This window comes from Paralysiella testudinis, assembly GCF_016894345.1.
Lineage (GTDB): Bacteria > Pseudomonadota > Gammaproteobacteria > Burkholderiales > Neisseriaceae > Paralysiella > Paralysiella testudinis.
On record NZ_CP069798.1, the window covers coordinates 2,555,607 to 2,581,775 of the forward strand.

21 protein-coding genes and 1 pseudogene are annotated in these 26,169 nt (G+C 55.5%); 3 read left to right on the top strand and 19 right to left on the bottom strand.

What is annotated here, in order from left to right:
* Positions 1–226: 226 nt before the first annotated feature.
* The 3 genes from recC to JQU52_RS13025 all read left to right on the top strand — a co-directional run bounded on the left by recC (position 227) and on the right by JQU52_RS13025 (position 8,798).
* A complete protein-coding gene (recC, locus tag JQU52_RS13015; RefSeq protein ID WP_230338893.1) occupies positions 227–3,451 on the top strand; it encodes an exodeoxyribonuclease V subunit gamma in 3,225 nt (1,074 codons plus the stop codon).
* Entirely contained in the window at positions 3,448–7,038 is a 3,591-nt protein-coding gene (recB, locus tag JQU52_RS13020; protein ID WP_230338894.1) for an exodeoxyribonuclease V subunit beta, read from the top strand. Before recC ends, recB begins: the two co-directional genes overlap by 4 nt.
* A 239-nt stretch (positions 7,039–7,277) precedes the next feature.
* The gene (locus JQU52_RS13025) at positions 7,278–8,798 is read left to right on the top strand and encodes a catalase (protein WP_230338895.1); all 1,521 of its coding nucleotides are present in this window, start codon (positions 7,278–7,280) and stop codon (positions 8,796–8,798) included.
* Positions 8,799–9,241: 443 nt separating this feature from the next.
* Here the strand turns inward: JQU52_RS13025 and hfq are convergent, their stop codons facing one another.
* The 19 genes and pseudogenes from hfq to era form a co-directional block, all read right to left on the bottom strand.
* Positions 9,242–9,493 carry an RNA chaperone Hfq gene (gene hfq, locus JQU52_RS13030; protein ID WP_230338896.1) on the bottom strand — a complete coding sequence of 84 codons (252 nt, stop codon included), beginning with the start codon at positions 9,491–9,493 and terminating at the stop codon, positions 9,242–9,244.
* Between the two features lie 107 nt (positions 9,494–9,600).
* On the bottom strand, positions 9,601–11,058 hold the full coding sequence (der, locus tag JQU52_RS13035; RefSeq protein ID WP_230338897.1) for a ribosome biogenesis GTPase Der: 1,458 nt from the start codon (positions 11,056–11,058) through the stop codon (positions 9,601–9,603).
* A gap of 467 nt (positions 11,059–11,525) precedes the next feature.
* Positions 11,526–12,155 carry a YfgM family protein gene (locus JQU52_RS13040; protein ID WP_230338898.1) on the bottom strand — a complete coding sequence of 210 codons (630 nt, stop codon included), beginning with the start codon at positions 12,153–12,155 and terminating at the stop codon, positions 11,526–11,528.
* On the bottom strand, positions 12,156–13,451 hold the full coding sequence (gene hisS, locus JQU52_RS13045; protein WP_230338899.1) for a histidine--tRNA ligase: 1,296 nt from the start codon (positions 13,449–13,451) through the stop codon (positions 12,156–12,158).
* Positions 13,452–13,520: 69 nt separating this feature from the next.
* Positions 13,521–13,931, bottom strand: a complete 411-nt coding sequence (locus JQU52_RS13050; RefSeq protein WP_230338900.1) for a hypothetical protein — start codon at positions 13,929–13,931, stop codon at positions 13,521–13,523.
* Positions 13,932–13,970: 39 nt separating this feature from the next.
* Positions 13,971–14,555 (bottom strand): GNAT family N-acetyltransferase, encoded by a 585-nt coding sequence (locus JQU52_RS13055; RefSeq protein ID WP_230338901.1) that lies wholly within the window; start codon positions 14,553–14,555, stop codon positions 13,971–13,973.
* A gap of 42 nt (positions 14,556–14,597) precedes the next feature.
* Positions 14,598–15,872, bottom strand: a complete 1,275-nt coding sequence (gene ispG / locus JQU52_RS13060) for a flavodoxin-dependent (E)-4-hydroxy-3-methylbut-2-enyl-diphosphate synthase (protein ID WP_230338902.1) — start codon at positions 15,870–15,872, stop codon at positions 14,598–14,600.
* On the bottom strand, positions 15,865–16,737 hold the full coding sequence (locus JQU52_RS13065) for a helix-turn-helix domain-containing protein (protein ID WP_230338903.1): 873 nt from the start codon (positions 16,735–16,737) through the stop codon (positions 15,865–15,867). Before JQU52_RS13065 ends, ispG begins: the two co-directional genes overlap by 8 nt.
* A complete protein-coding gene (gene pilW, locus JQU52_RS13070) occupies positions 16,737–17,504 on the bottom strand; it encodes a type IV pilus biogenesis/stability protein PilW (RefSeq protein ID WP_230338904.1) in 768 nt (255 codons plus the stop codon). The genes JQU52_RS13065 and pilW overlap by 1 nt, the downstream gene beginning before the upstream one ends.
* A gap of 4 nt (positions 17,505–17,508) precedes the next feature.
* Positions 17,509–18,591 (bottom strand): 23S rRNA (adenine(2503)-C(2))-methyltransferase RlmN, encoded by a 1,083-nt coding sequence (gene rlmN / locus JQU52_RS13075; RefSeq protein ID WP_230338905.1) that lies wholly within the window; start codon positions 18,589–18,591, stop codon positions 17,509–17,511.
* A 125-nt stretch (positions 18,592–18,716) separates the two neighbouring features.
* Positions 18,717–19,142, bottom strand: coding sequence for a nucleoside-diphosphate kinase (ndk, locus tag JQU52_RS13080; protein ID WP_230338906.1), 426 nt, complete (start codon positions 19,140–19,142; stop codon positions 18,717–18,719).
* Between the two features lie 329 nt (positions 19,143–19,471).
* On the bottom strand, positions 19,472–20,641 hold the full coding sequence (gene zapE, locus JQU52_RS13085) for a cell division protein ZapE (RefSeq protein WP_230338907.1): 1,170 nt from the start codon (positions 20,639–20,641) through the stop codon (positions 19,472–19,474).
* Positions 20,642–20,780: 139 nt separating this feature from the next.
* Positions 20,781–20,887 (bottom strand): annotated as a pseudogene (locus JQU52_RS14885) (IS5/IS1182 family transposase); the annotation flags it as partial.
* Positions 20,888–21,028: 141 nt separating this feature from the next.
* Complete coding sequence (locus JQU52_RS13090) at positions 21,029–21,340, bottom strand: integration host factor subunit beta (RefSeq protein WP_230338908.1); 312 nt, start codon at positions 21,338–21,340, stop codon at positions 21,029–21,031.
* A gap of 6 nt (positions 21,341–21,346) precedes the next feature.
* Positions 21,347–23,032, bottom strand: a complete 1,686-nt coding sequence (gene rpsA / locus JQU52_RS13095; protein ID WP_230338909.1) for a 30S ribosomal protein S1 — start codon at positions 23,030–23,032, stop codon at positions 21,347–21,349.
* A 232-nt stretch (positions 23,033–23,264) separates the two neighbouring features.
* Positions 23,265–23,918, bottom strand: coding sequence for a (d)CMP kinase (gene cmk, locus JQU52_RS13100; RefSeq protein ID WP_230338910.1), 654 nt, complete (start codon positions 23,916–23,918; stop codon positions 23,265–23,267).
* Positions 23,919–24,185: 267 nt separating this feature from the next.
* Positions 24,186–24,695, bottom strand: a complete 510-nt coding sequence (locus tag JQU52_RS13105; RefSeq protein ID WP_230338911.1) for a hypothetical protein — start codon at positions 24,693–24,695, stop codon at positions 24,186–24,188.
* A gap of 6 nt (positions 24,696–24,701) precedes the next feature.
* Positions 24,702–25,082 (bottom strand): SirB2 family protein, encoded by a 381-nt coding sequence (locus JQU52_RS13110; RefSeq protein WP_230338912.1) that lies wholly within the window; start codon positions 25,080–25,082, stop codon positions 24,702–24,704.
* Between the two features lie 161 nt (positions 25,083–25,243).
* Positions 25,244–26,158 carry a GTPase Era gene (era, locus tag JQU52_RS13115; RefSeq protein WP_230338913.1) on the bottom strand — a complete coding sequence of 305 codons (915 nt, stop codon included), beginning with the start codon at positions 26,156–26,158 and terminating at the stop codon, positions 25,244–25,246.
* Positions 26,159–26,169: the final 11 nt, after the last annotated feature.

Sequence of the window (26,169 nt, forward strand, 5' to 3'; positions counted from 1 at the left end):
ATGTCTTTCCATCAAGATGGCGTATTGTGCATATTTTTACCTTTTCTGACTAGTTTTAAATCGGCATTTAACCATACGCCATCCGGCCTAACTCGCCCTTTTTTGCATTGAATCAAAGTTTAAGCATCCTTATTGCTGCGTTGTTGCTTTGCTCATCAAAGCGCTCAGTATCAAAAGCCCGCTTTATCCGCCATAATAAACTCCTTTGCCCAGCCTTTCTGCCGCCATGCTTTATCTATACCAATCCAACCGCTTGGAATACCTGGCCAGCACCTTGGCCGCCATTTACCGCCTACCCACCGCAGCACCTGTGTGGGCGGCGGAGGAGATTGTGGTGCAAAGCCAAGGGATGCGCCGTTATCTGAACCAGTTTTTGGCGCGCGAGCACGGCATTGCCGCCAATCTTCGCTACAGCCTGCCCGCCGGCTTTGCTTGGCGGCTGTTGCGCCAAGTGTTGCCCGGCACGCCGGCATTGAATCCTTTCAGCCCCGAAGTATTGCGCTGGCGGCTGTTGGCCTTGTTTCAAAGTGAAGCTTTCAGGCAGCCTGAATTTGCCGCCACCCGCGCCGCCCTGGCCGATTATCTGCACAGCAGCGCCAATGCGCCCTACCACTTGGCCGGGCAATTGGCGGATATTTACGACCAATATCTGGTTTACCGCCCCGACTGGATTTTGGCCTGGCAAAACGGCGACACCGCCAATCTGGGTGCAGACGAGCATTGGCAGGCCGCCTTGTGGCGCCACCTGGCCGAGCACGGCAGCCAAAGCCACCGTGTGGCGCAATGGCAAGGGCTGATGCACAATCTGCACGCCGAGCATCTGCCTGCACGGCTGCTGGTGTTCGGCATTGCCGCGTTGGCACCGATGTATCTGGATTTACTGCAAGCAGCAGCGCAACACACCGATGTGCATGTGTTTGCGCTCAACCCCAGCCGCGAATACTGGGGCAATGTACTGCCCGCCGCACGGCTGCTCGATTTAGACGAAACCGATTTATCCGCCAGCGGCCATCCCTTGCTGGCCAGCCTCGGCAAGCAAGGGCGCGACTTTTTTGATGCGCTGGCGGCCATGCCCAATGTGCACATCGAAACGCCGATTTACGATGATGTTCCGGCAAACACCTTACTCGGCCATTTACAGGCCGATATTCAGAATTTAAGGCTGCCTGAACGCAGCACGCCCTTGCCGTTTGACCACAGCATCCAATTTGCCGCCGCCCACAGCCCCTTGCGCGAGCTGCAAATGCTCAAAGACCAGCTATTGCAAGACTTGGCCGCCCACCCCGAATGGCAGCCGCACGACATCGCCGTGCTCACCCCCCATATCGAGCCTTATCTGCCCTTTATCGAAGCCGTGTTCGGCCACAGCCAAGGCGGCAACCAGGCACTGCCGTTTTCGGTGGCCGACGTTAAAACCCGCCACCGGCAGCCCTTAATGCAGCTATTGGCACAATGGCTGCTACTGGTGCAAAGCCGCTTAGAGGCCGACCAACTGCTGCCGCTGCTTGATTCACCGGTGCTGCGCGAGCGCTTTGACTTCAGCCAAGCCGATGTCGACCTGATTGCCCACGCCATTGCCGAGCAAGGTATCCGCTGGGGCAGCGATGAAGCCATGCGCCGTCAATACGGCGGCCACGACCACGCCTTTAGCTGGCAGCAAGGGCGCGAGCGCACGGTATTGGGCTGGCTGTTGCCGCAAACCTCCGATGCCCAAACCTGGCAAGGCGTGCTGCCGTGGTATGCCGATATCGGCCACACGCCGGTGCTGGCGCGTGCACAGCATTGTGTCGACGTTTTGATCGAGCATTATCAACACTGGCAACAGCCCGCCAGTATCGAAGAATGGGCGCAACGCATCCGCCTCTGGCTGGCCGACATGGCCGACAGCGACACCCTCGGCAGTGCCGCCATGCAGCAGCTCGAAACCGCCTTGGCCGCTTGGAGCGAACAAGCCGCACTGGCCGGTTTTAACAGCCTGCTGCCGCCCTACACCGCCATCGAACACATCCAGCGCTTTTTAGACAGCAGCAGCGAAGCCGGCTTTTTGCGCAGCGGCATCACCTTTTGCAGCATGGTGCCCATGCGCAGCCTACCGTTCAAATGCCTGTGCCTGATTGGGCTGAACGACGGCGACTACCCGCGCACCACCAAAGCCGCCGCCTTCGACTTGATTGCCCGCCACCCGCGCCACGGCGACCGCGCCCGCCGCGACGACGACCGCTACCTGTTTCTCGAATCCATCCTCAGCGCACGCCAAAAGCTGTATTTATCCTATATCGGCAAAGACATCCGCAAAAACGAAGCCTTGGCACCCTCGGCCTTGCTCAACGAGCTCACCGACACCCTCGCCGCCATGACCGCCACCCCCACGCCGCAATTTTTAGAGCAACACCGCTGCCAACACCCCTTGCAGGCGTTTTCGCAGCAATATTTCAACGGCAGCTTGGCCAGCACCCGCCAAGACTATGCCGACGCACTCAGCCACCCGGCAGAAGTTATTGCCCCGTTTTGGCCGGCAAGTGCCGAGCAAGACAACACCGACACCATCACACCCAACCACCCGCTTTCCATCACTCAATTGATTGCCTTCTGGCGCAACCCGGTGCTCAAATGGCTGCAACAAACACTGCAATGGCAGCCCTACCGCCCGGCCGAAGCGTGGCAGGCGGCAGAGCCGTTTGCCGTGGAAACCGAAGCCGCGCTCAACCAAGCCTATGTGGCCGCGCGGCGGCAAGGACAAAATTTGGATCGCACCGATGACGCACTGCGACAAATGAATGTATTGCCCGACGGCCTGCTGGGCCACACCCTCGGCCAGCCGTGGCGCATTGCCGCCTTATCCCTTAATCTGGCCTTGCTCAACAGCCCGCGCGTGGCCGATGCCGAATTTAATTTCAGCCACCACGGCCTTATCCTTTCAGGCAGCCTCAACCAACTACACCGGCACGGCCAGCTGATTGATGCAGACACCAAACCCCATGCCCCGCAAACCATCGCCCACTATTTGCAACACCTGATTTTTTGCGCCGCCGATGTGCCGGGAATTGAGCACAGCACCCACATCCTCTATCCACCCGCACCGCTGCAATTGCCGCCCATTGATGCGGCCACCGCACAGCAGCTGCTGCGCCCGTGGCTGGCTTGGTATGTGCCGGGGCAACAGCAGCCGCTGCCGTTTTTTGCCCAAACCGGGCTGGCGGCGGCTCAAGCCTGGTATAAACAAGACCGCGATAGCACCACCCCGCCCAATGCCGCCAAGCAAGCCGCCCATAGCGCCTATGTGGGCAACCGCTTCAAGCCCGGCCAGGCACAGCGCACCGAAGTGGCACTGGCTTTTGGCCGCCACGACACCCTGCCCACCGACACCCCGCTGTTTTGGCAGCTGGTGGCCGACTTGCTGCTGCCCATGATTGCCCACACACAGGACGCCGCCTTGGAAACCGACGCATGACACCACACACCCTCAACCCGCTCACCCTGCCGCTGGCCGGCACCAGCCTGATTGAAGCCTCCGCCGGCACCGGCAAAACCTACAACATCGCCGCCCTGTTTGCCCGCTTGGTGTTGGTGGAACACATGCCGGTGGAGCGCATTTTGGTGGTTACCTTCACCAAAGCCGCCACCGCCGAGCTGAAAACCCGCCTGCGCACCCGCTTGGCCGAAGCGCTGGCCTATTTGCGCCAAGAGCCGGGTGCCGAGGCCAACACCGATGCGGTATTGCTGGCCATCATCCGCGCCGCGCAACAGCAAGAAAGCGATGCACGGCTGATTTTGCGGCTTCAGGCAGCCTTAAACCAGTTTGACGGCGCCGCCATCCACACCATCCACGGCTTTTGCCAGCGCGTGCTCACCGACTACGCCTTTTTGTGCAACACCCCCTTCGACACCGAAACCGCCGAGGCCGACCCCGCCTTGCTCCTCACACTGGCGCAAGACTTCTGGCGCAGCCACATCAGCCACCACCCGCTGTACGCACCACTGGCCGCCACCAGAGGCCTAATCCCGCAGCAATGGCTGAGCGAGCTGGGCTCGTGGTTGAGCCGCAGTGATATTGTATTCAGGCAGCCTGAAAGCCACGATTTGGTGCAAGCACAACAACAGCTGGCCGCCTGCTGGCAAACCCTGTGTCGGCAAGCCGAAACCATAGAAAATTTATTTTGGCCGCTAAAAGCCGCCAAACTCAATGGCACCAGTTTTCAAGACCGAACATTCCAGCCGTTTTTCAGCGAACTGCTGGCCGCCGTGGCCGCCGATAATCCTTATTATCCGTTTAGCAAAGCCGACAAATTCGCCTGCTTTCACGCCGATTTTCTGCACGACAAAACCAAAAAAAACCAACAGCTCAGCGAAGCCGAAGTGGCGATACTGGCGCCGCTGGCCGATTTCGGCACGGCACTGGCCGAGCTGGCCGCCGCCGAAAACAGCACCGTACTGCAATGGCAATACCAAGCGTTTGTGCACATTCGCCAGCAGCTGCAAAACCACAAACAAAACAGCCGCCAACGTAGCTTCGACGACCTGCTCGCCGACGTGGCCACCGCCTTAGGCAGCGGCAACCCGCAAGCCACCGCACTGGCGCAGGCATTGGCCGCCAACTGGCACATCGCCCTGATTGACGAATTCCAAGACACCGACCCCTTGCAATACGCCATTTTCAAAACCGCCTTTGCCGACCAAGGCCGCCCGCTCTTGATGGTGGGCGACCCCAAGCAAGCCATCTACCGCTTTCGCGGCGCCGACATCCACGCCTATCTGCAAGCCGCCGCCGACACCTCGCCCGCCCAGCGCTACACCCTGCAAACCAACTACCGCAGCCACCGCGCCTTAGTCAACGGCATCGGCCATTTATTTAGCGGCAAACAACGCCCGTTTGTGCTGGACGGCATTCCCTATACCCCCGTGGCCGCCGAACGTGCCGACAGCCAGCTCGCCCCCGCCGCCGCCGCCATCCACATCCGCTGGCTACACGAGCACAGCGATGTTGATGCCAACGGCAAAGAAACCCTGCCCAATAAAGACCAACTGCGCCAACGCGCCGCCAATTGGTGTGCCGACGAAATCGCCGCCGCCATCGGCCAAGGGCTTTCAGGCAGCCTCAAGCTCAAACAGCAGCCGCTGCAAGCGGGCGACATCGCCGTGCTGGTGGAAACCCACAACCAAGGCGAAATGGTGGCCGCCAGCTTAAAACAGCGCGGCGTGCAAAGCGTATCGCTGGGCAACCACAGCGTATTTGCCACCGAAGAAGCGCTGGCCATGGCCGCCTTGCTGGCGTTTTGGCTGCACCCGCAGCAAACCGCCACTCTGCGCTTTGTGCTGGCCGGGCCTTTGTTTTGCCGCAACGGCGCCGAACTACAAGCACTCAACAGCAACGAAGCGGCGTTGAGCCAATGGATAAGCTGGGCAGAAACCGCACGCGAACACTGGCAGCAACACGGCATCTACGCCGCCTTGCAGCAGTTTTCCCGCCACAGCAGCTTGGAAACCGGCCTGTTGCAACGTCGCCAAGAGCGCAGTCTCACCAACTTCTGGCAATTGGGCGAACTCTTGGCCGCTGCCGAAGCCGACAGCCCCGCGCCTGCCGCCTTGCAACAATGGCTGCAACACCAAATCGGCAATCCTAATCAACAACACGGCGAAGCACAGCAGCTGCGGCTGGAAAGCGACGATGCACTGGTAAAAATCGTCACCATGCACGCCGCCAAAGGGCTGGAATACCCGCTGGTGTATTGCCCTTTTGTGTGGGACGGCAAAGACCAACAGCGCCGCGACTGGGCGCTGCTGCACCGCGACAAGCAACACGAGCTGGTGCATCAAAGCCTGCTCAGCGAAGAAGACAGCCACACCATCGTAAACGACCACATGGGCGAGCTGCTGCGCCTGTATTATGTGGCGCTTACCCGAGCGCGCGAACAATTGGTGCTCTACGCCGCCGCCTGCCGCAACACCGCCGACAACCCATTCGGCTACCTCTTGGCCGGCAGCCCCGAAAGCAGCGTGGCCGACACCCGTGCGCTGTGGCACAACGGCTATAAAAACAGCCCCGTCAGCAGCCTCAAAGCCCTGTGGCAACAATGCCTGGCCGCCGCACCCGCCAGCAGCGCCTTTGCCTGGCACGAAGGCGCACCCGCACCCGCACAAGTAGCACCCGCCGCCGCGCCGGCCACACCTTACCAAGCGCTCAGGCTGCCTGAAAGGCCGTTTCAATACATCCGCCACACCAGCTTTACCGCGCTCAGCCGCCACAGCCACGGCCAAAATAACGAAGCACAAACCCCGCAATTGGACGCCGCCGAAACCGCCACCGCGCCGCACATCGAGCAAACGCCCGAAACCGCCATACTCGGCTTTGCCCGCGGCATGAATGCAGGCGTGTGCCTGCATGCCTTGCTGGAAAACACCGACTTCGCCCGCCCCGCAGCCGAGCAACAAGCGCTTTACGCGCCCTTATTGGCACAGTACGGCTTTGCCGACACGCCGGTAGACAGCCTATTGCCAATGATAGACGCCGTGCGCCATGCGCCCTTGTGGCCGGGCAGCAGCTTGGCCGGCATTCCCGCCGCGCAAAGGCTGCCTGAAATGGGCTTTGTGCTGCACATGCACGACTTCGCCCTGCCGCGCCTGCGCCACTGGTTTGCCCAGCCGCACATCGGCCTGCCCGCCGCCTGTGTACAAGCCGCCGCCCGCCTTGACTTTGCCACCGTAAACGGCTTTCTCAACGGCTTTATCGACATGAGCTGCCAAGACCAGCAAGGCCGCGTGGCGGTAATCGACTACAAATCCAATTACTTGGGCGCCCGCTTGGCCAACTACCACCCCGACGCCATGCACCAGGCCATGGCCGAACACCACTATTATTTGCAGGCACTGATTTACGCCATCGCCGTGGCGCGCTTCCTCCACGCCCGCCACGCCCTGCCCGACAGCATCGCCATCCGCTACCTGTTTTTACGCGGCCTAAACGAAAACAACCACCACGGCATCTGGCACTGGGACATCGCCACCGCCGACTTGGCCGATTGGCTACCGCCCAAAGAATAGGCTGCCTGAAAGGGTTTCAGGCAGCCTTATTGCACCCTATATTAACCACCCAATATCACAATATAATAAATAAATATTATAATTAAATAAAATTCAATAGCCAAAATAAAGTAGGCAATTTAAAAATCCAATCATCTGTTTCTATTTATCTTTTCCAAAAAAAGCTACACTGTGTCCAGCTGTTCCCCTGCTTGTATCTCAATAAGCCGATACCCAAAACCAACTACCAAGGAACCCCCATGAGCCAAGACATCAAAAAATGCCCGGTTACCCACCTCACCACCGATTTCGGTGCGCCCGTGGTCGACAACCAAAACAGCCTCACCGCCGGTGCCCGCGGCCCCTTGCTGGCGCAAGACTTGTGGCTAAACGAGAAACTGGCCAACTTTGTGCGTGAAGTAATCCCCGAGCGCCGTATGCACGCCAAAGGCTCCGGCGCTTTCGGCACCTTCACCGTTACCCACGACATCACCCAATACACCCGTGCCGCCATCTTTAGCCAGGTTGGCAAAAAAACCGATATGTTCGCCCGCTTCACCACTGTGGCCGGCGAGCGCGGTGCGGCCGATGCCGAGCGCGACATCCGTGGCTTTGCCCTGAAGTTCTACACCGAAGAAGGCAATTGGGACATGGTGGGCAACAACACCCCCGTGTTTTTCCTGCGCGACCCGCGTAAATTCCCCGATCTGAACAAAGCCGTAAAACGCGACCCGCACACCAATATGCGCAGCGCCACCAACAACTGGGATTTCTGGACCCTACTGCCCGAAGCCTTCCACCAAGTCACCATCGTGATGAGCGACCGCGGCCTGCCCGCCAGCTACCGCCACATGCACGGCTTTGGCTCGCACACCTACAGCTTTATCAACGCCGCCAACGAACGCTTCTGGGTGAAATTCCACTTCCGCACCCAGCAAGGCATTAAAAACCTCACCGATGCAGAAGCCGAAACCTTGGTGGGCAAAGACCGCGAAAGCCACCAGCGCGACCTCTTCGATGCCATTGAGCGCGGCGACTTCCCCAAGTGGAAAATGTACGTGCAAATCATGCCCGAAGCCGACGCCGAAAAAGTGCCTTACCATCCCTTCGACCTCACCAAAGTGTGGCCCAAAGGCGATTACCCACTGATTGAAGTGGGCGAATTCGAGCTCAACAAAAACCCGGAAAACTTCTTCCTCGACGTCGAACAATCCGCCTTCGCCCCCAGCAATGTCGTACCCGGCATCAGCGTATCGCCCGACCGCATGCTGCAAGCGCGCCTGTTTAACTATGCCGACGCCCAACGCTACCGCTTAGGTGTGAACCACCACCAGATCCCGGTGAATGCCGCCCGCTGCCCCGTACACAGCAACCACCGCGACGGCCAAGGCCGCGTAGACGCCAACTACGGCAGCAAGCCGCACTACGAGCCCAACAGCTTCGGCCAATGGCAGCAACAAGCTCAATATGCCGAGCCGCCGCTGAAAATCAATGGCGACGCCGCCCACTGGGACTACCGCGAAGACGACAGCGACTACTTCAGCCAACCGCGCGCCTTGTTTAAACTGATGAGCCCCGAACAACAGCAAGTGCTGTTCGACAACACCGCCCGCGGCATGGGCGATGCACTGGATTTCATCAAATACCGCCACATCCGCAACTGCTACGCTTGCGACCCGGCCTACGGCGAAGGCGTGGCCAAAGCACTCGGCCTCACCGTAGCCGACGCCCAAGCCGCCCGCGCCACCGACCCGGCCCAAGGCCAACCCGGTTTGCTGTAAACCCAAAATGGCACCAACAAGCACATAAGACTGCCTGAAAAAACCACCCTGCAAAAACAGGGTGGTTTTTTATCTATTCAATTCAAAAATATAGCAAAGAAACTAATACCAATTCGAAAAAATAAGATAACAAGGCGGCGAGCCGAAGACAGTACATCTAGTACGAAACAGAGTTTGTTGGCGCTTTAGCGCCTTACAAAGTCGTTCGCTTTGCGCTAAGGCGAGCCAACGCAGTTAGGTTATTTTTTCGAATTGGTATAAATAATCCTACGGCAAGGCAAGCTAACGCCGTAACACTTTAACTCTATATCTCTATATAATGATGATGCAGAGCAAACCCGCACGGTGATTGCCGATGCATCACATGTCTGTTTAAAATCACATATAAATCAAACATAAAAAACCCGATGCTTGGGCATCGGGTTTTATCATCATGCAAAGACTTATTCGGCTGCGGGTGTTGGCTGGCGCTCTTGCTGCAGGCTTACCGCACGCGCCGGTACGATGGTGGAAATGGCGTGTTTGTAAACCATTTGCGTTACCGATGTATTGCGCAACAGCACCACATATTGATCAAAAGACTCCACTTGACCTTGCAATTTAATGCCGTTTACCAAGTAAATCGACACCGGCACATGCTCTTTGCGCAGTGCGTTTAAAAAAGGATCTTGTAACATTTGTCCTTTAGCGGTCATTTGCATACTCCGTTTTTATGATTATAAGGTATTCTTCATGGCGGCCTAGGCAGCAAATACAGGCAATGCCGAAACCACAGGCCGCAAACAGCACAAATGCTAACACATTAGCGTGCTTTTGTTTTCTTTACGCTGACTTTATTTTTGTGTTTTACCCGCTTTTTCGCTTCTTTATGTTCTTCGCGCTTGGCAATGCGGTTGCTCAGCTTCACGCGGCGCAAAGGCTGCTTGGGTTTGGCTTCGCCGCTGTCTTCATAGGGGTTATTGCCCACATTGTATTGAATGCGCAAAGGTGTGCCTTGCAGATTGAAGGCTTTGCGGAAGGTTTGGGTTAAATAGCGGGTGTAGGCATCGGAAATGTGCTGCAAAGCATTGCCGTGAATCACAATCACCGGCGGATTCATGCCGCCTTGGTGGGCATAGCGCATTTTCGGTCGTACCAAACCCGCGCGGGGCGGCTGTTGGCGCTCGATGGCACTTTGCAACACGCGGGTGATTTTGGGCGTGGGCATTTTAATCATCGCCGCATCATAGGCTGCCTGAATGGATTCAAACAGGCCGTCGATGCCGCGCTCTTTCAAGGCCGAAATATAGTGGAATTTGGCAAATTCCAAAAAATACAGCTTGCGGGCAATATCGCGCTTCACTTGCTCGCGCCGCTCCTCACTGATGCCGTCCCATTTGTTGACCGCCACTACCAAGGCGCGCCCGGCTTCCAGTGCAAAGCCGGCAATGGTGGCGTCTTGGTCGGCAATGTCTTGTTGTGCATCGAGCACCAATACCGCCACATTGGCCGCTTCAATCGCCTGCATGGCTTTAATCACCGAAAACTTCTCCACCGCCTCTTCCACTTTGCCGCGACGGCGCACGCCGGCGGTGTCAATGATGGTAAAAGGTTTACCACCGCGTTCAAAATCGATGTGAATGCTGTCACGGGTGGTGCCGGCCATATCAAAGGCAATTACCCGCTCTTCGCCCAAAATGGCGTTTACCAGCGTGGATTTGCCCACATTGGGGCGGCCAATCACCGCAAATACGGGGTGCTTGGGGGTGGCACTTTCTTCTTCGGCATCGGGGAAATGCTCAAGCACGGTTTCAATCAAGTCGTAAACGCCGTCGCCGTGGGCGCCGGAAATCACCAGCGGCTCACCCAAGCCCAGCTCGAAAAACTCCGCCGCCAGCACGGCGCGATTGGCGCCTTCACCTTTGTTCACCGCCAGCAGCACCGGGCGCGGGCTTTGGCGCAGGCGGTTGGCGATAATTTGGTCTTGCGGGGTGAGGCCGTTGCGCCCGTCCACCAAAAACACCACCGCATCGGCTTCGTCTACCGCCTGCAAGGTGTGTTTGGCCATTTCATACAAAATGCCGCTGTCTACCACCGGCTCGAAACCGCCGGTGTCCACCACCAGATAAGGCTTGCTGCCCATGCGCCCGTGGCCGTAGTGGCGGTCGCGGGTGAGGCCTGGCAAGTCGGCCACCAGGGCGTCTTTGCTGCGGGTGAGGCGGTTGAACAAAGTGGATTTGCCCACATTGGGGCGACCCACCAAGGCGATGGTTGGTTTCATGATTGGGTTTTCTCTTTCAGGCAGCCTATTTAAGTGTATCCATAGGCTGCGTGTGGGTTTAATGCATTGATATTGGGGTTAGCGCAATATCAAATATTTGTAGTGTTTAGGTCGGATTCTTGAATCCGACGCTTGTTCAAGGAATAAGATGATGTTGTTTTGGCCTATTCGGCCAAATGTCGGATTCAAGAATCCGACCTACGCCAACTGCGTGTGGGTTTAATGCGTTTATGTTGTCTGTATTTCAATAGCAATACAAAATCGGATGCGCCTTGGCGTATTAGGTTTAATCCGGCTTTAAGGCCGATGCACCAAGGCGCATTCTATGCAGCGATTATCGATAGCAATTAAAAACAGTTTGGCTTGTGCGGCACATTAAGTTGTGCGCACAAGCCTATGGTGTTGCTTTCAGGCAGCCTCTTCAGGCTAGGGTTTGTTTACATTTCATCAATGTAAACAGCCCCTAATCAGCTCAGCGGATCGGCCTTCATTTGCAGCAATTCACGTTGCGGCGCATCTTCTGGCAATAATTTCAAAGCTGCTGCATAGGCGGCGGCGGCCTCTTTGGGCTTGCCTTGTGCCACCAGTACATCGCCACGGGTTTCCAGCAGCACCGGCTTAAGATCGTCGCTCACTTTGGCGTCCAGCGCTTTTAGGGCGTCGTCGTATTTTTGCTGCTGCAAATACACCACGGCTAATCGTTGTGCAGTAATGGCTTGCAGCAATTCGTCTTTTTGCCGTTTCTGCACCCATTGCAAATGCTTGGCGGCATCATCGTATTTGGCGGCGTCAAAATCGGTGCCGGCCATCAGTAAAGTGGCTTGGGCGGCGGGCAAGGTGTTGCCAAAGTCTTGCTGTAAGGTGAGCAAAGCTTGTTTGGCCGCCGCTTCATTGTGCGCACGCGATTGGTTGATAAAGGTTTCAAACACCACCGAGGCTTTGTCGTTCTGTTCGCGTTGATGGCCTTGATACAGCACCCAGCCTAAATAACCTGCCGCCGCCAGCAGCAACACGTAAAATGCCCAGCGGCCATATTTGCGCCAAAAGTGTTTGAAGTTTTCAATTTCTTCTTGGTCTTGGAAATCGTTTACAGCCATTTATGCATTCATCCATTGTTGTAATTGGGTTAATAAGGCATCGGCCGCCACCGTGGTTTGCGGGTGCTGGCCATGCAAGTCTTTTAGGGTTACGGTGCCGGCGGCCAATTCGTCGGGCGCCACAATCAGCGCGAAACGGGTGCCGGCGGCATCGGCTTTTTTCATTTGTGCTTTCAGGCTGTGGCTGCCTGAATGCTGCAATACGTTTATCCCGGCGCTGCGCAATTGTTGGGCATGGCGCATCACCTGCAAGGCGGCACCTTCGCCTTGGTGCATGGCATACACATCGGCCGCATCATCGGCGGCCAAGCTGCCGTATTCTTGCACCAGCAGCAACAAACGCTCAATACCCATGGCAAAGCCGATGCACGGTGCGGCTTTGCCGCCCAGCTCTTCCATCAGGCCGTCATAGCGGCCGCCACCGCACACCGTGGCTTGGGCGCCCAGTTTGTCGGTGGTCCATTCAAATACGGTGAGGTTGTAGTAGTCCAAGCCGCGCACCAAACGCGGATTCTCGGTGTAGGCAATGCCCAAGCCATCCAGCAGCGCCTTGAGTTGATGGTAATGCGCCAACGATGCTTCGCCGAGAAAATCCAACAGACGCGGTGCTTGATTGGCCATTTCCTGCAACGCCGGGTTTTTGGTATCCAGCACCCGCAAAGGATTGGTGTGCAGGCGGCGTTGGCTATCTTCATCCAGCAAATCTTGATGCTGCTGCAAGTAGGCCACCAAGGCTGCACGGTGGGCGGCGCGTTCATCGCGGTTACCCAAGCAGTTCAGTTCCAGCGTTAGGTGTTCGGTAATGCCCAATTCGCGCCACAAATCGGCGCTCATGGCGATGATTTCGGCATCCACATCCGGGCCTTCAAAACCCAAGGCTTCCACGCCCACTTGGTGAAACTGGCGGTAGCGCCCTTTTTGCGGCCGCTCGCGGCGGAACATCGGCCCCATATACCACAGCTTTTGCGGGCTGTTGTAGAGCAGATTATGCTCCACCACCGCACGCAGGCAAGAGGCGGTGCCTTCTGGGCGCAAGCTTAGGCTTAAATTGTCGTTGCCATCGGCAAAGGTGTACATTTCCTTGCCCACCACATCGGTGTCTTCGCCGATGGAGCGCACAAACAGGCCGGTTTGCTCCACAATCGGGGTGCGGATTTGGCGGTAGCCGAAACGTCGTGTCCAGCGGCTTACTGCATCTTCAAATGCCTGCCAAAAGGCGGCGGTGAGTTTAAAGTCTTTTTGCGCCTGCGGCAGCAAATCGTTCATGCCTTTAACGGCTTGGATTTTTTGGCTCATAATTGATACTGTATTGTTCTGTTTTTTTGGTTTTTGGCGATGCCATGATGGAATGAATATTTTGCAGCTTTAGGCTTTTTTATCGCTATCGGCCACCACAAATTGGCGCAATAAATGCTGCGCTAATGCCAGAAATTGTTTGTATTTTTCCGACTGCTCGATTTTGTCGTGCCCCAAGTCGATTTCCAGCAACACGCCTGCTTTATTGCCGTAGAGCACCACGTTTTCAATTTGAAAACCGCCTGCGTCTGCCAGCGGCACAATAAAGGCCTGCACCATTTCACCGCTGGCCAAGTTTTGCATAATCAGGCTTTTTTTAACTTGCGGCTCTAAGTCGGCAAACACCATTTGAAACGGATTGGTGGTGGCGCTCACCACGCCGTTGTAGCTATAAATAAACACGCGATGGGCAATTTCGGGATTGTTAACCAAATACAAATCCAGCAAATGAGCACGCAAATCAGTGGCTTTATCGGCCATCGCTTTCCCCTTTTAGATGATGTGGTTCCAAATCTGTTTTTATATGCCTTGGCATCGTGCCAGCAAAGCTTGTTTGGCCTGCGGCCACTGCGCCCTACTCATACTGTACACCACTGTGTCGCGGATGCTGCCGTCGCGGCGCAGGGCATTACCACGGATGATGCCGTCTTTGTGCGCACCCAAGCGCTCAATCGCCGCTTGCGAGCGGGTATTCTCAATATCGGTGCGCCAGCCCACGGTTTGCGCCTGCAAGGCTTCAAAGGCGTGGCACAACAGCATCAGCTTGCAAGTGCTGTTCAAGGCGGTGCGCCAATGGCTTTGCGCATACCAAGTATAGCCAATCTCCAGCCGCCGCACGGCCGGCAGAATATCGTGATAGCTGGTGCTGCCCAGCACGTGGCCGCTGGCTTCATCTATCACTGCAAAGGCCAACCGATCAGCCGTATGCAGCGCGGTTTCGATATAGGCGGCGGTGTTTTCCGGCTCCGGCACCGAAGTCACGCGCAAACGCCATAAGGCGCCATCGGCAGCGGCGGCCTGCAAACCGGCGGTGTGTTGCAAACCCAGCGGCTCTAAACGGATGCCGTTCAGGCGCAAAACCGTGTTGCCTACCCAATTATCCATCAGGATTTTCCTTTTTCAGGCAGCCTTGTGGTTTGGCATGGCTTAATCGGCGGGATGGTGAATCGGAATCACTTTCTGTGCGCGCCGCTTCGCGCCGCCTTCGCCATAATTGGCGGCCACATAGTTTTCCACCAAAGCCAGAAATTCGGCGGCCATATTGTCGCCTTTCAGCGTCACCGCCCGCTCGCCGTCCACATACACCGGTGCCACCGGGGTTTCGCCGGTGCCGGGCAAGGAAATGCCGATGTCGGCCAGCTTGCTTTCACCCGGGCCGTTGACCACGCAGCCCATCACCGCCACATTCAGGTTTTCCACACCCGGATATTGCAAACGCCATACCGGCATTTGGGTGCGCAAATAATGCTGGATGTCGCGCGCCAGCTCCTGAAATACGGTGCTGGTGGTGCGCCCGCAGCCGGGGCAAGCGGTAACCAAGGGCGTAAACGAGCGCAAGCCCATGGTTTGCAGCAATTCTTGCGCCACCACCACTTCTTGCGTGCGCGAAGCGCCCGGCTCTGGCGTGAGCGAAATGCGGATGGTGTCGCCAATGCCTTCTTGCAACAGCACTGCCAGCGCCGCGCTGGAAGCCACAATGCCTTTGCTGCCCATGCCCGCTTCGGTCAAACCCAGATGCAGCGGATAGCGGCAGCGGCTGCCCAAATCGCGGTAAACCTCAATCAAATCCTGCACCGCACTCACTTTGCACGACAGGATGATTTTGTTTTCAGGCAGCCCCAAATCACGGGCTTTTTGTGCCGACTCCAGTGCCGACACAATCAAGGCTTCTTTCATCACCACTTCGGGCGGCTGCGGCTCGGCCAACGCCAAATTGGCGTCCATCATGCGCTTGGCCAGGCTTTGATCCAAGGAGCCCCAATTCACGCCAATGCGCACCGCTTTATTGTGCTCGGCGGCGGTGCGGATCATATAGGCAAATTTCTCATCGCCTTTGGCACCTTTTCCCACATTGCCTGGATTGATGCGGTATTTCGACAAAGCACGGGCGCAATCGGGAAACTCTTGTAGCAGCCGCTCGCCGTTGAAATGAAAGTCGCCCACCAAAGGCGTGTTGCAGCCCATATCGTTAAGACGGCTGCGGATTTCGGCCACTTTGGCCGCCGCTTCCGGGCTGTTTACGGTGATGCGCACCATTTCCGAACCAGCATCGGCCAATTGCTTCACTTGCTCGGCAGTGCCCACAGCATCGGCAGTGTCGGTGTTGGTCATCGACTGCACCAACACCGGCGCATCCGAGCCCACATTTAAATGGTCGATTTGAACTTGATGGGTGCTGCGGCGCACAACAGGTTTACTCATTATTGCCGCCCACGTTTAAGGTTGCGGTTTTATTGTTGATATGGCTTTGCAAAGGAATGTCGGTACCGCCCATGTTCACTTGCGCGCCCAAGGCATAGCCGATGCGCACCTGATACGGCGCGCCATTATCAAAACGGTGTTCGCTGCCGGCCGGCACAATCTGGCTAATCAATACTTCACCTTTTTGATTAACCACATGCAGCAACGAGCGGTAGCGCACGGTAATCACCAAGGTTTGCGCGCCCACATTGGCTGCCGGCGCGCTGGCCGTTGTCGGCGCACTGGCGGCCGCCATGCCACTGGCAGCGCTGCCGCTGGCCATATTGGCCGGGGTCATCGGAATCACCGACACATTATTGGCATCCACGCCGGGCATGGCAATCGGGTTGGCCACCACTTGGCTGGCCGACTCGGTTTGACGCAGATTATCGGCACTGGACTTGCTTTGCCAGGCATAAATGGCCGCACCCAGCGCCGCCAACACCACCACACCGAATACCCAGCGCGGAAACGGCTTTTTCGCCTTCATACCACGGTAATCCATGGTGGATTTGGTCATCACCGGGGCTGCCTGAACCGCAGCGGCGCTGGCCGGGAAAATGGCCTTCATCTGTTCATTCAACTGTGCTTCGTCTAAGCCGAGCAAGCGCGCATAACTGCGCAAAAAACCTTTCACAAACACCGGCTCCGGCAAGTTTTCATACACACCGGCTTCCAAGGCTTCTACTTGCCGCGCCGGAAACTTCAGACGCTCGGCCACTTCACCCAATGAATAGCCTTGCTGTTCACGCGCCTGCCGCAGCAAAGCGCCTAAGGTGGCGGCGGTGGGTGTTTCCGGCGTTGGTGTGCCTGTTGTTTCTGTCATCACATACGTCCTGTGCTAATTTGTTCTAATTCGGGAGAATAAGGGTAGTTACTGCGCAATTGCGCTTCGTATTCGTAAGCCGCCTGCGTCTGTCCTTGAGCGCGGGCAATGCGCCAACCCAGTAGCAAATCATCGGCACTGAGCACATCCACGCGGCTTTGGTACAAACGGAACAAGCGATCCGCCTCGTTCAGATTGCCCGCCAGCATTTTGGTTCGCGCCATTTCCTTGTGCACCGGCGCAAACCACGGCGCCGCCGCCAGCGCACGATCATAATAAGCATCGGCCAAGCCGTATTGCCCCATGCGCGTGCTGCAAATGCCTTTGTTTAAATTGGCTACCTGCGGGCTGGGATAGGTGGGGTCGGCCAAGGCTTTATCGAAATAAGCCATGGCATCATTGGGGCGATTTTGCAAATCGCACAAAAACCAACCGTAGTTATTGTTGACTTCGGCATTACTCGGATCCAGCGATAAAGCGCGGCGGAAACTTTCATCGGCTTTGTCCGGCACTTTCAGATATTGGTAAATCTGCGCCCGCATCAGCCAAGCATAAGTATTGCGGCTGTTGGCCGTCAGTGCTTCTTCCACACTGGCCACGGCTTGGCGGTAGTCTTGCGTTTTCATGTATTCCACTGCCAGCTGGGTTTTGATTTGCGACACCGATTCGGCGCGCTCGGCCGCAGTGGGCTCTTTAATCCCGCCGCTGGAACACGCCGCCAATACCACCACACCGAGTAGCGCTGTTGCTGTTGCCGACCATTTCATTGTTTCAGCCTTTCTGTAGTTGCCACTTTTGTTGGCGCCGGGTTTTGTCTTGCACTTGCCCGGCCAGCTGACCGCAGGCGGCGTCAATGTCGTCGCCGCGGGTTTTACGCACCGTGACCACCAGCCCCGCCTGCTGCAAAATATCGCGAAACACGCGGATGCGCTCATTGCTGGAGCGCTCATAGCCGGAATTGGGAAACGGATTAAACGGAATCAAATTGAATTTGCACGGCACATCCTGCACCAATTTAATCAATTCACGCGCATGTTCGGGTTTGTCGTTCACGCCGTGCAACATCACATATTCAAAGGTAATAAAATCGCGCGGCGCCTTGAGTAAATAGCGCTGGCAGGCCGCCATCAATTCTTTGAGCGGGTATTTTTTGTTCAACGGCACAATTTCATCGCGCACCGCATCGTTGGAGGCGTGCAACGACACCGCCAGCGCCACCGGCATCACTTCTTTGAGCCTGTCCATCTGCGGCACCATGCCCGAGGTAGACACGGTAACGCGGCGGCGCGACAGGCCGTAGCCGTGGTCGTCAAGCATAATGCTCAGCGCGGTAACCACATTATCGAAATTGGCCAAAGGCTCGCCCATACCCATCATCACCACATTGGACACCACACGTTCGTTTTTCGGCGTCACCCCCATGGCTTTGTTGGCCCACCAGAGCTGGCCGATGATTTCGGCGGCGCTGAGGTTGCGGTTAAAGCCCTGGCGGCCAGTGGAGCAAAAAGTACATTCCAGCGCACAGCCGATTTGCGACGAAATACACAAAGTACCGCGGGTATCTTCGGGAATAAACACCGTTTCCACGCCGTTGCCGGTGCCCACATCCAACAGCCATTTGCGCGTGCCGTCGCTGGATTGTTGCTCAGTCATCAGCGCGGGCACTTTGACTTCGGCATGCTCGTGCAACTTGCTGCGCAAAGACTTGGCCAAGTCGGTCATGTCGTCAAAGTTATCCGCGCCGCCCAAGTGCATCCAGCGCATCACTTGCTTGGCACGAAACGGCTTTTCGCCCATTTGGGCGAAGTGCTCGGTAAGCCCGGGCAAATCGTAATTCAGAAGATTGGTTTTCATGTTTTTATACTCAAAACTTTGTATTAAACCGGCTTACTATACAAGCGAAGCAAACCGGCTTAATACAAAGAACTCGGGGCTGCCTGAAAATTCTTCAGGCAGCCTCAAATCATACACAGCAATGATTAGCGCGGGCAGATTTCGCTGTCGTCAAAGAAATAGGCGATTTCAATGGCGGCATTTTCCAAGCTGTCCGAGCCGTGTACGGCATTGGCGTCAATCGATTCGGCAAAGTCGGCGCGGATGGTGCCGGCGGCGGCTTCTTTAGGATTGGTGGCGCCCATCAGCTCGCGGTTTTTGGCCACGGCATTGTCGCCAGACAATACTTGAATCATCACCGGGCCGCTGGTCATAAAGGCCACCAAGTCGGCAAAAAACGGGCGCTCTTTGTGCACGGCATAGAAGCCTTCGGCTTCGGCGCGGCTGAGCTGCTTCATTTTGGCGGCAATCACTTTTAAGCCGTTGTTTTCAAAGCGGCTGTAGATTTGACCGATCACGTCTTTGGCAACGGCATCGGGTTTGATAATGGAAATGGTACGTTCAATGGCCATGGAAATACTCCGTAAGGTTAATGCCCGCATCAACACCGCAACCTGAGGTTGCCGTGCCAGGCAAGCGAAAATCAGCACTGGGGCGCATTTTAGCAAGATTTTGCCGCTTTTAATATGTGTGTGCCGCAGATTAAAAGCCGCTATTCAGCAAGTTACGGCTGCCTGAAAGCCTTGAGCTTGTTCAGGTAGCCTAGAATAGCCATGGGCGTTTATTTTTAAATTGATATTTAATACCTAACATTTAGTTTATTTGAATAATTTTATTTAAATTTAATTAAGAAATAAGCAGAAAAACCCAATAACTTTTAAAAACAGCATCGAGCCACCAATTAAGAAGATGGATCGGCAGCGGCTGCGGGCTGGGCGGCATCCAATGTTAAATGCGGCAAAGCCAGATAAGCTTCCGCTTGCATTTCGGTCATGCGGCTGGCGGTACGGGTAAATTCATGGGCAAAATCGCCGTCGGTGTAAATTTCGGCCACCGGCACGGCACAGCTGGCGCACAGTTTCACCCGGTAGTCGTACAAGACATCAATCAGCCAAGTAAGCCGCCGCGCTTCGGCACGCTCAGCCGCACTCATCGCCGGAATGCCCGACACAAACAGCATACGGTAGCGTTCGGCCAGCCACAGATAATCCGCTTGCGAGCGCGGGCCGCGGCACAGGGTGTCGAAATCAAACCAAATCGCCTGATCGGTGCGCCCTTTAAAAGCCAGCTGCCGCCCCAGAATGGCCACACTGCCCGCTTGGGCGCGTGCACCCGCGTTCATTTGCGCAAACAGCTTATTCAGGCGCGCCTCGTTGGCGGCATCGGCCGGCACATAAAATACATCGGCGGGACTGAGCGTGCGCAAGCGATAGTCTTCGCCGCCGTCTACATTCAGCACCGTCAGCTCGCGTTCAATCAGCGCAATGGTGGGCAAAAAACTGCTGCGGTTTTGTCCTTGCGGATACAGCTCGCTCGGCGCGTAATTGGAAGTGGCCACCAGCACCACGCCTTCGGCAAACAGCCCTTCGAGCAAGCGTCCCAGAATCATGGCGTCGGCAATGTCGCTAACATGGAATTCATCGAAACACAGCACCCGCACTTCGGCGGCAATTTCGGCGGCCACCGCTTGCAAGGGGTTGGCTTCGCTTTTGTGCGCGGCCATGCGCTGATGCACTTCGGCCATAAAGGCATGAAAGTGCACGCGCCGTTTGCGCCGATAAGGCAGGCAGCCGTAAAACACATCCATTAAAAAACTTTTGCCGCGCCCCACACCGCCATAAAAATACAGCCCTCTGGGCGATTGCGGCGAGCGCAGGCTACGCCCCAAAAAGCGGTTGCGCTTGCGCTTAAACATCATCAGCTCGGCCCACAGCTTGTCCAACAGCTTAATCGCCTTGAATTGGGCCACGTCTTCGATAAACCCGGGCTGCTGCTGCGCCGCTTGGTACCAAGTAAGCGGGCTGTGGTTTTTAAAATCGGGCGGGGAAAATACGGAAGTGCTATCGACCACGAAGTTTTACTCTCTTTGATAAATAATTGTTTTTATTTTTAAATAGCCATTAAGGCTGCCTGAAAGGCAGATGGGCAAACCATCAATAAACCGGTATTAGGATACGTCAAAGCACATCCTAATAAACAAACCGACTTTATAGTGAATTAAATTTGAACCAATACTGCGTTGCCTCGCCTGGCCGTACTATCTGTACTGTCTGCGGTTCGTCGTCTTGTCTTGATTCAAATTTAATCCACTATATTTCCATCCGTTGTTACAGGCCGAATGTAAAAAACCGGCTCTCGGCCAACGGCAAGCCCGCAACATACCACAAGCCCGGCGCGGCTCCAATAAAAAACGCCGCTGAAGTTCAGCGGCGTTGCTCTAAACAGAGGGGGCCAACGATTAACCGGCGTTTTGTAAAGCCTGATCCACCCGTTCGCGCAATTCCTTGCCGGGCTTGAAGTGGGGTACGTATTTTTCCGGCACCGCCACTTTTTCGCCTGTTTTCGGATTGCGCCCGGTGCGTGCCGGACGGTGGTTAAGGTCGAAACTGCCAAAACCGCGGATTTCGATGCGCTGGCCGCGTGCCAAAGAGCGGGTCATGGTGTCCACCAATACTTTAACACTTTGCTCCACATCTTTGGCCATCAGTTGCGTATTGCTCGCCGCCAAATAGCTTTCGGCCAAACGAATCATCAACTCAGACTTGGTCATGGCGGTTTACTCGTTGTCGCCAGACAGCTTGGCTTTCAACAAATCGCCCAAGCTGGTGGTGCCGGCAGACGCATTGCTGCTGGCGGCCACGGAGCGCATTGCTTCGTTGGTTTCCTTGGCGTCTTTGGCTTTGATCGACAGGCTGATGTTGCGGTTTTTGCGGTCTACAGTGGTGATTACCGCTTCCACTTCTTCGCCTTCTTTCAGCACGTTACGGATGTCTTCCACGCGGTCGCTGGATACTTCGGAAGCACGCAGGTAGCCTTCCACTTCATCGCCCAAAGCAATCACCGCGCCTTTGGCGTCCAGTGATTTTACGGTGCCTTTAACGATGCTGCCTTTGTCGTTCACGCTGATGTAGTTGCCGAAGGGGTCGCCAGACAATTGCTTGATGCCCAAAGAAATGCGTTCTTTGTCGACATCGATGGCCAATACCATGGCTTCCACTTCATCGCCTTTCTTGAATTGGCGCACGGTTTCTTCGCCGCCTTCGCTCCAAGACAAGTCAGACAAGTGTACCAAGCCGTCGATGCCGCCCGGCAAGCCCACAAATACGCCGAAGTCGGTGATGGATTTCACGGCGCCGGAGATTTTGTCGCCTTTGTTGTAGTTGGCTTCGAATTCTTGCCACGGATTGGCTTGGGTTTGTTTCATGCCCAAAGAAATACGGCGGCGGTCCTCGTCGATTTCCAAAATCATCACTTCCACTTCGTCGCCTACTTGGACAACTTTGCTGGGGTGAACGTTTTTGTTGGTCCAGTCCATTTCGGAAACGTGTACCAAGCCTTCGATGCCTTGCTCGATTTCCACAAACGCGCCGTAGTCGGTGAGGTTGGTGACTTTACCGAACAAGCGGGTGTTTTGCGGGTAGCGACGTGCCAGGCCGTGCCACGGGTCTTCGCCCAATTGTTTCATGCCCAAAGACACGCGGCTGCGCTCTTGGTCGAATTTCAATACTTTGGCTTCCACTTCTTGGCCTACTTCCAGCACTTCGCTGGGGTGCTTCACGCGGCGCCAAGCCAAATCGGTGATGTGCAACAGGCCGTCGATGCCGCCCAAGTCCACAAACGCACCGTAATCGGTGATGTTTTTAACGATGCCTTTAACCACGGCACCTTCTTGCAGGTTTTCCAGCAAGGCTTTGCGCTCTTCGCCCAAAGTGGCTTCCAGCACGGCACGGCGTGATACCACCACGTTGTTGCGTTTTTTGTCGAGCTTGATGACTTTGAATTCGATTTCTTTGCCTTCAAAGTGTGAAGTGTCTTTTACCGGACGCACGTCGACCAAAGAACCCGGCAAGAAGGCGCGGATGCTGTTGATCATCACGGTTAAGCCGCCTTTGACTTTGCCGTTGATAAGGCCAGACAGGATATCGCCATTTTCCATGGCTTCTTCCAAAGCAATCCAATCGGCAGCGCGTTTGGCTTTTTCGCGTGACAGCTTGGTTTCACCAAAGCCGTTTTCCACCGATTCGATGGTCACGGTAACAAAATCGCCCACTTTAACTTCAATCTCGCCCGCTGCATTTTTGAATTCGCTCACATCAATCAGTGATTCTGATTTCAAACCGGCGTTTACGGTTACGAAGTTGTTGTCGATGGCAACCACTTCGGCGGTAATCACTTCGCCGGGGTTCATCTCTTGCAGGGTGAAGCTTTCTTCCAGCAGTTGGGCAAAATTTTCCATACTCATGTAATGTTCTCTATGTTGTGCACAGCCAGAGGTGCGGGGTTGGTTGGTCTGTACCGCAGCATCTCCGGCCTGCTGCGGCGGCAAGAAACCCTTGCCCTCATTTTGCGCAACGCCATGAAATACAACACTTTCAGGCAGAATGCGGCAACATCAGGGCAAAGGTCTCATTATCGGCAGCCGCTGCCATCAAAATGCAACACGGCAAACCGAAGCGGGCTATTGTACATGAATTTCAGATTTGTCGATACCAATCAAGCACTTTTTTCACGCTGGCGTCGATGTCCAGCGCCGAGGTATCCAGAATATGCGCATCTGCTTGCGGCGCCAGCGGCGCCACGGTGCGGCTGCGGTCGGCGGCATCGCGTTTTTCGATGTCGGCCAGAATTTGTGCAAACGCCGCACCATCCAACGCCAGCCCCAATTGACGGGCGCGGCGCTGGGCGCGCACTTCGGCGCTGGCGGTGAGAAACACCTTTAACGCCGCTTGTGGAAACACCACCGAAGCCATGTCGCGCCCGTCGGCCACCAAGCCTTGAGCGGTAAGGAAATCACGTTGCCGCTGCAACAAAGCACTGCGCACCTGTGGCAAAGCCGCCACGGCAGATGCACCCATGCCGATGTCTTCGCCGCGAATGGCTTCATCCACCGCTTGGCCATCCAGCAACACCGCGCCATCGGTAAACGCCACCGGCAAAGCCGCGGCCAGTTGCGCCAGTGCCGCTTCATCATCCCAAGCCACACCTTGCTGGCGCGCATACAGCGCCGTGAGCCGGTAGAGCGCGCCCGAATCCAAATACGCCCAGCCCAGAGCCGACGCCACGCGGGCGGCCACGGTGCCTTTACCCGATGCGCTGGGGCCGTCGATGGCGATGACTTTTTGGTTCATGTGAAATTGCCTTTCGTTTACTTAAAATTACTCAGTGAAGTTATGCACCCGCTTACCAAAGGCTGCCTGAAAATGTAAACCCCTTGTTACCGAACTGGATTCGGTAATTTATTAAGCCAAACAATAAGCTGTTTTTGCATTCGTTGTTTATCGTTTTACTTTGCGCTTTCTGGCCGCGCAGCCACTTTAATTAAACCGCGCGCTGAAGTGGCCAGTACAGCTACAAAGCAACCCCGATTTAAACGAATGCTAGGCCTTATATTTGTGTTAATGATGCTGTCCATACCAAGGGCTCGTTGCCTCGGGAAGATAGGGCCAATCGGTAGGATTTGGCAACAACAGCTGAGCTGATTTGGCCTGTTCGGAAGTAAGGTACATTGCACCTAAGTCATGGCCGTTGTTTATTGCATATAGGCGAACACTTTTATCTTTCAACTGGTCATTAATAATCTCAAAGAAAACATAGGTGGCAATTCCCCAGCTTTCATACTCCGGAGTATCCGAATCGTAAACCACATATTCCTTGCCATTGGCGCGAATTGCATAACGCGGCAAGTGATTGTCTATGCGTTCCTCAATCTGTATAGGATTTGAAATGTAGCGACTAAGTGAAGGGACTAGTTCGTCATAAGCAGCCCCTATTCCAGTCTCAGCCAAGTTTTCCGCATCCAAAAATATCATATCCTCGTAATTGAGTCCGATTGGGCGCACATCCAGCTGACAGCTCGAGATGCTGATGGCAAGAAAGAGCATTAATATCGATTTTACGATATTCATTATGCACTACCACAACACCGGCTTATGCACCGCCAGCAGCGCCATGGTCATAATGCACAACATCGCCATCACATAAGCAAAAAGGCTTTTGCCGGTGCGCGGTGTTGATTTAATCGCCACCACACCCCAGCCGATATACAGCAGCAGCAATACCAGCTTCACCCCCAGCCACGGCGCATTGCCAAACGGCATCCAGCGGGTAATGTGCATCAGCCCCAGCCCGCTGAGCAACAGCAAAGTATCATTGATGTGGGGCACGATTTTCAACCAGCGCGGCAACGGTTTTTGCGGTAAGGCCAAGCGCAAGCCGTAGCGGATATTGAACAAAATAAAGGTGAGCACCACCAGCAAAACATGGCTGTGTTTCAGGATTAAATAAGTATTCATCGGTTTCCATTAATCAAATTAAAAGCGCGGATATAGGCGCTTTTTTTGCTGCCGGCGCACAATAGACCAAAACAACAGGCCGGATTCAACAGCTTCGTCTATTGCCATCAATCAGGTCGGCACATTCAGTATGCTTTCAGGCAGTATGCTTTCAGGCAGCCTTACATCCCCAATTCGCGCAAAAAGCGGATGTCGTCGGCCCAGCCCGACTTCACTTTTACCCACACTTTTAAAAACACTTTGGTGTCGAACAGCTTTTCCATATCCAGCCTGGCTTCGGTGGAGATTTTTTTCAGTTTTTCGCCACCCTTGCCGATTAAAATGCCTTTTTGGCTGTCTTTGTCCACCAGCACGGCAATATAAATGCGGTAGAGGCCGTCTTCTTCTTCAAACTGCTCTACTTCCACATTCATGGCATAGGGCAGCTCTTCGCCCAAGTAGCGAAACAGCTTTTCGCGCACGATTTCCATCGCCAAAAAGCGGCTGGATTTGTCGGTAACCATGTCTTCCGGATACAGCGGAATGCCTTCAGGCAGCATCGGTTTCAGGTCTTCAATCAGATTGGCAATGCGCAGGCCGTGTTTGGCGCTCACCACTTCCACACCGGCAAAATCGTATTCGGTACGCACTTGGTCGATAAAGGCGTTTAGCGTGGCCGCGTCTTTGGCTTGGCCTTTGTCGATTTTGTTCACCACCAGCAACACCGGCACCCGCCGCGGCAGTTGTTTGAGCACTTCGCGGTCGGCATCGGTAAAACGCAAGGCTTCAATCACCATCACCACCACATCCACCCCGGCCACGGCTTCGGTAACATTCTGATTCAGGCGGTCGTTCAGCGCGTTACGGTGGTGAGTTTGAAAGCCGGGGGTGTCTACGAACACCAGCTGCGCAGTGTCGTCGGTGTAGATGCCGTTTACCTTATGGCGCGTGGTTTGCGCTTTTTTGCTGGTGATGCTCACTTTTTGCCCCACCAGATGATTCATCAAGGTGGACTTGCCCACATTGGGGCGGCCAACAATGGCGATAAAGCCGCTGCGGTAATCGGGTTTTAATGGGGTGGTGTCTAAAGTATTCATGGTGGTATTCC